Raw genomic sequence first — 4,142 nt, forward strand, 5'->3', positions numbered from 1 at the left:
GCTCGGCGCGCCGCGGGCGCGCGCGGCCGGCGACGCCAGCCCGGTCGGGGAATGGCAGACCATCGACGATCACACCGGCAAGCCGCGCGGCGTGGTCCGGATCTTCGAGCAGAACGGCATGCTGTACGGCGTCGTGGAAAAGGCGATCGTCGACAAGACCAAGCCGCCGCCGTCCCCGACCTGCGATCAATGCACCGACGATCGCCGCGGCAAGCCGATCATCGGTCTCGACATCATCCGCGGCCTCAAGCAGGACGGCGACCAGTGGGACGGGGGGACCATCCTCGATCCGGAGAACGGCAAGGTCTATCGCTGCAAGATGACGCTGGAGGACGGCGGCAAGCTGCTCGACGTGCGCGGCTATCTCGGCGTCTCGCTGTTCGGCCGCACGCAGGTCTGGCACCGCTTGAACTGACCCCGGGTCTCACGCGCGGGCGCTCGACCGCGCGGCCCGCATCGCGGCCATCGTATCCCCCCGGGCGGGTGCCCGAGGCGGACGGGTCGCGGCGGCCGCCCTGTACGTCGCGTCCGATGACGCCGCGATTGTCACGGGCACCGGACAGCCTCGTTGAGGGCGGCGTGACGCTGGCGGGCGGCGCGCCTTTAACGGAAAGCTAGGCCGCGCCGCCTATCCACGACGGGTCATAACACGAGCCGCAGCGTTGCGATGCACGACCCGTTGCTGAAGGACCAGCTTGGCGCCGCGCCGACGCTGACCGCCCCGGCGCTCACCGCGGCGGCGCAGGCGTTTCAGACCCGGCGCCTCGCCGATGCTGTCTGGTCGGAGATGCAGGTGCGCGGCATCGTTCCCTCGCCGCGCAACTTCACGCTGTGGTTCACCTACCGCAGCGGCAGCGATCCGCGCCTGAACCGCCGTATGGCGGAACTGATCGGCCGGGCACAGCCGATCGCGCCCGCGCTGCTCGACGCCCTGTATCAGGACTGCCTTGCCTCGGGGGAGGATCTGACCGGCGCCTCGATCGATGCCGCGGCCGAGATCGAGGCGGCGGCCCGCACCCTGATCGAGCAGCTCAGCGGCAGCGAAACCGCCCTTGCCGGCTATGGCGATGCCCTGGTCACGGCGCAGCGTGACCTGCGCAGCGATCGGGGCCGCGATGACCTCCTGCGCGCGGTCGCCGTGCTGGCGACGGAGACGGCCCGCGCGGCGGAACGCAACCGGCTGCTGCAGCAGCAGCTTGCCAGCTCCGCCAGCCGCGTCGGCCGCATGCGTCAGGCCCTCGCCGCCATGAAGGCGGAGGCGACGCACGACGCGCTCACCGGCATTGCCAACCGCCGCGCCTTCGACACCCGGCTGCGCCATGCGATCCGTCAGAGAAGCAGCCAGCCGCAGGCCCTGACGGTGCTGCTGGTCGACATCGACCATTTCAAGGCGTTCAACGACGCCCACGGCCACCGCACGGGCGATCTCGTCCTGCGTCTCGTCGCGCGCGTGCTCGCGAGCAACGTCAAGGGGCGCGACTGCGCCGCCCGCTATGGCGGCGAGGAGTTCGCCGTGCTGCTCGCGGGCGCTGACCTCGAAGCGGGCGGCGTCGTCGCGCGCCAGATCTGCCAGGAGCTGTCGAGCAAGCGCCTCGTCGAAGGCGCGGCGCAGGGAGCGTTGCGCATCACCGTCTCCATCGGCGTCGCCCAGTACGGCGCGCCGGAGACGCCCACCGCCCTGATACAGCGGGCGGACGCCGCGATGTACGAGGCCAAGCAGCTCGGCCGCAACCAGGTCTGTCTGGCTCCGCCGCCTGCCGTCGGGCGAAGTCCGTCATCGCCTACTGGCCAAGTCCGCTCAAACCCGGATGGTCCTGCGGCCGCGGCCCCGGCGCCGTCCAGCGAAACAGGCGGTCCGCCTCCGTGATGGGCACGTCGTTGATGCTCGCCTGCCGCCAGCGCATCAGCCCATGCGCGTCGAACTCCCAGTTTTCGTTGCCATAGGAGCGATACCACTGGCCGCTGTCGTCGTGCCATTCGTACTGGAACCGCACGGCGATGCGATCCTCGCCGAAAGCCCACAGCTCCTTGATCAGCCGGTAATCCAGCTCGCGCGACCATTTGCGGGTCAGGAAGGCGACGATGGCCGCGCGGCCGCTGAAGAACTCCGCCCGGTTGCGCCAGCGGCTGTCCTCGGTATAGGCGCCGGCGACGCGCACCGGATCGCGGGTGTTCCACGCATCCTCCGCGGCGCGCACTTTCTGCAGCGCGCTCTCGCGGGTGAAGGGCGGCAGCGGCGGTCGGCTGGTCATGGCGTGTCTCCCAACGGATGGCCCGGCCGGCACGGCCGCACGGCACTGTGCCGCCGGTGCCGCCCCGGGACCAAGGCGGCGCGTCCGATATGCCGATAGGCGGGGCGGATCGCCGGGCGGACGGTGTGGTCGCGGGTGCGGCAGGGACGGTGCGCCCGCGACCGTCACGGCGACAACCGCCGCGTAGCGATCGGTGCCGCGGCGCGGGGTGCGGCGTCATGGCGCGAGGAGGGTGGCGTGCTGCGGGCCGCCGCCTGTCACGGCGTTTTGCTCAGGCTCGCCGCCGACAGCCAGTCGCTGCCGCGAGCGGGCGGCATGGCGACGCGGCGCTATCCGGCGGCGCGCACGCGGCCGTGGGGGTTGGCCGGTAGGCGCCGGGCTCGCCGGGGATCGTCGCGAACCGGTCCGTGATCCCGAACAGTGTCTCCGCCCCGCCGAGATAGAGGACGCCGTCCGGCGCCATCTGCGCGGCGATCGCGGCCAGCACCCGGGTCTTCGTGGGTCCGTCGAAATAGATCAGCACGTTGCGGCAGAACACGACGTCGAAGGGACCCAGCGGGCGCAGGTCGCCGAGGAGGTTGAACTCGCGGAACTCGACGGCCGCGCGCAGCTCGTCGCGCACGCGAAACCCGGCGGCCTCCTTGCGGAAGTGGCGCACCAGCATCGTGATCGGCAGGCCGCGCTGCACCTCGAACTGCGTGTAGAGCCCGGCGCGGGCGCGTTCCAGCGGCGCGCGCGCGATATCGGTGCCAAGGATCGCGACAGGCCGCGCGCCGATGGACGCCCGCAGATCGGCGATCAGCATTGCGATCGAATACGCCTCCTGCCCGGTGGCGGCCGCGGCGGACCAGATCCGCAGCCCGGTCCCGGCCGGTCGCGCGGCACACAGGCGCGGCAGCGCATGGGTGCGGAAATGCGCGAACGGCTTGTCGTCGCGGAAGAAGAAGCTTTCGTTCGTGGTCATCGCCTCGACCACCTCGGCCGCCAGCGCGTCCTGCCCTGGAAGCCGCAGCCGGGCGGCCAGGGCATCAAGGCCGCCGAGGTCGAGACGGCGCAGCAGGGCGGCAAGGCGCGCCTCAAGCAGATAGGCTTTGTCCGGGCCGATCGCGAGCCCGGAGCGGGCCTTGAGCAAGGTGGCGAAGGTCTGGAACGCGACGGTCGAGAGGGTCATGCGACACCCCCGCGCAGGATCTGTCGTATGTGGGGAGCCAGCTGATCGAGCGGCAGCACCGCGTGGCACAGCCCGGCGCGGGCGATGGCGCCGGGCATGCCCCAGACGACGCTCGTCGCCTCGTCCTGCGCGAGCGCCGCGCCGCCGCCGTCGATCACGCTGCGCGTGCCGTCAAGCCCGTCATGTCCCATGCCCGTCAGCATCACCACGAGGATCCGCCCGTCCGCCGCGCGCGTGGCGGTGCGCAGCATCGGGTCGACGGCGGGGCGGCAGTAATTTTCCGGCGCGTCGAGGCTGAGGCGGGCCCGGAAGGCGCCCGCCTCGTGATGGATCAGAAGGTGCCGGTCGCCGGGCGCGAGATGGATCGCACCCGGCCGCAGGAGTTCCCCGTCCCGCGCCTCGGCGCAGGGTGGGCCGCCGACGCGGGTGATGTGCTCGGCGAGGATGGCGGTGAAGGCCGGCGGCATATGCTGGGTCAGCACGATCGGCACCGCGAGGTCGCGACCGAGGCCGAGGGCGAGGGTGAACAGCGCCTGCGGCCCGCCGGTGGAGCTGCCGATTGCCAGCAGAAGCGGCCGGCGCAGCGGCAGCGGGCGCAGGGGCAGCGGACGCAGGGGCATCGCGCCCGTGCCGCCCGCCGCCGGCGTCGTCGTCCCCGGCGGCATCCGCTCCGGCGGATTGTGTCCGGGTGCGATCCGTGGCGCCGGGGCCGCGCCCCA

Annotated in this window: 5 protein-coding genes; 2 read left to right on the forward strand and 3 right to left on the reverse strand. The window is 72.2% G+C overall.

What is annotated here, in order from left to right; translation table 11 throughout:
- Positions 1-415, forward strand: a 415-nt coding sequence (locus B8460_RS14655; protein ID WP_048862358.1) for a DUF2147 domain-containing protein, incomplete at its 5' end; no start/stop codon positions are given.
- Positions 416-667: 252 nt separating this feature from the next.
- Positions 668-1,867, forward strand: coding sequence for a GGDEF domain-containing protein (locus tag B8460_RS14660; protein ID WP_048862359.1), 1,200 nt, complete (start codon positions 668-670; stop codon positions 1,865-1,867).
- Here the strand turns inward: B8460_RS14660 and B8460_RS14665 are convergent.
- The 3 genes from B8460_RS14665 to B8460_RS14675 form a co-directional block, all read right to left on the reverse strand.
- The gene (locus tag B8460_RS14665) at positions 1,782-2,252 is read right to left on the reverse strand and encodes a nuclear transport factor 2 family protein (protein ID WP_048862360.1); all 471 of its coding nucleotides are present in this window, start codon (positions 2,250-2,252) and stop codon (positions 1,782-1,784) included. The genes B8460_RS14660 and B8460_RS14665 overlap by 86 nt on opposite strands.
- Positions 2,253-2,523: 271 nt before the next feature.
- The gene (locus B8460_RS14670; RefSeq protein WP_048862361.1) at positions 2,524-3,423 is read right to left on the reverse strand and encodes a CheR family methyltransferase; all 900 of its coding nucleotides are present in this window, start codon (positions 3,421-3,423) and stop codon (positions 2,524-2,526) included.
- The coding region (locus B8460_RS14675; protein ID WP_048862362.1) for a chemotaxis protein CheB at positions 3,420-4,142 on the reverse strand (723 nt) is incomplete at its 5' end. The genes B8460_RS14675 and B8460_RS14670, both read right to left, overlap by 4 nt.

Source organism: Acidisphaera rubrifaciens HS-AP3 (assembly GCF_000964365.1).
Lineage (GTDB): Bacteria > Pseudomonadota > Alphaproteobacteria > Acetobacterales > Acetobacteraceae > Acidisphaera > Acidisphaera rubrifaciens.

Excerpts from the sequence above, each read along its gene's own strand:
- B8460_RS14660 (WP_048862359.1), top strand. The coding sequence starts at position 668 with ATGCACGACCCGTTGCTGAAGGACCAGCTTGGCGCCGCGCCGACGCTG.
- B8460_RS14665 (WP_048862360.1), bottom strand. The coding sequence starts at position 2,252 with ATGACCAGCCGACCGCCGCTGCCGCCCTTCACCCGCGAGAGCGCGCTG.
- B8460_RS14670 (WP_048862361.1), bottom strand. The coding sequence starts at position 3,423 with ATGACCCTCTCGACCGTCGCGTTCCAGACCTTCGCCACCTTGCTCAAG.